General features: G+C 52.4%; 9 tRNA genes (1 of these 9 running past the window's edge). All 9 read right to left on the bottom strand.

From position 1 onward, the window contains the following. Window positions 1–32, bottom strand: a tRNA-Ser gene (locus tag HMPREF2737_RS11675) (it extends 173 nt beyond the left edge of the window). Window positions 33–41: 9 nt separating this feature from the next. Further along, window positions 42–115 (bottom strand) — tRNA-Ile (locus tag HMPREF2737_RS10150). Between the two features lie 28 nt (window positions 116–143). Further along, window positions 144–217: transfer RNA gene (locus HMPREF2737_RS10145), tRNA-Met, on the bottom strand. 24 nt (window positions 218–241) lie between these two features. Beyond that, window positions 242–317, bottom strand: a tRNA-Ala gene (locus HMPREF2737_RS10140). Window positions 318–343: 26 nt separating this feature from the next. Next, a tRNA-Pro gene (locus tag HMPREF2737_RS10135) sits at window positions 344–417 on the bottom strand. Window positions 418–425: 8 nt separating this feature from the next. Then, window positions 426–499: transfer RNA gene (locus HMPREF2737_RS10130), tRNA-Arg, on the bottom strand. Between the two features lie 11 nt (window positions 500–510). After that, a tRNA-Leu gene (locus HMPREF2737_RS10125) sits at window positions 511–599 on the bottom strand. A gap of 16 nt (window positions 600–615) precedes the next feature. Next, window positions 616–690 (bottom strand) — tRNA-Gly (locus HMPREF2737_RS10120). A 3-nt stretch (window positions 691–693) separates the two neighbouring features. Further along, a tRNA-Leu gene (locus HMPREF2737_RS10115) sits at window positions 694–775 on the bottom strand. Window positions 776–818 lie beyond the last annotated feature (43 nt).

Raw genomic sequence — 818 nt, 5'->3', positions numbered from 1 at the left:
CGATCCCTTCAGCCGGACTTGGGTATTCCTCCAAAATTATATGGACCTTGCAGGACTCGAACCTGCGACCGAACGGTTATGAGCCGTTAGCTCTAACCAACTGAGCTAAAGGTCCAAATTATAATTCTACAACTAATAAGTAGTGGCGGTGGAGGGGATCGAACCCCCGACCTCACGGGTATGAACCGTACGCTCTAGCCAGCTGAGCTACACCGCCGTTATCTAGTTTGTAAATTTAATATGGTGGAGACTAGCGGGATCGAACCGCTGACCTCCTGCGTGCAAAGCAGGCGCTCTCCCAGCTGAGCTAAGCCCCCATATTTTTATATAATTAAAGTTCCTATCGGGAAGACAGGATTCGAACCTGCGACCCCTTGGTCCCAAACCAAGTGCTCTACCAAGCTGAGCTACTTCCCGTAAGAGAACGCGCCCGATAGGAGTCGAACCCATAACCTCTTGATCCGTAGTCAAACGCTCTATCCAATTGAGCTACGGGCGCAAAATTATACATGGTGCCGAGGACCGGAATCGAACCGGTACGGTGATCTCTCACCGCAGGATTTTAAGTCCTGTGCGTCTGCCAGTTCCGCCACCCCGGCACTGTATTAAAAATAATGGAGCGGAAGACGGGATTCGAACCCGCGACCCCCACCTTGGCAAGGTGGTGTTCTACCACTGAACTACTTCCGCGTATGCGGGTGAAGGGAGTCGAACCCCCACGCCGTAAGGCGCTAGATCCTAAGTCTAGTGCGTCTGCCAATTCCGCCACACCCGCGTATACATGTGAGCCATAGAGGATTCGAACCTCTGACCCTCTG

This window comes from Staphylococcus sp. HMSC069D12 (assembly GCF_001810405.1).
Lineage (GTDB): Bacteria > Bacillota > Bacilli > Staphylococcales > Staphylococcaceae > Staphylococcus > Staphylococcus haemolyticus.
This window is presented reverse-complemented; position numbering and strand designations above follow the sequence as displayed.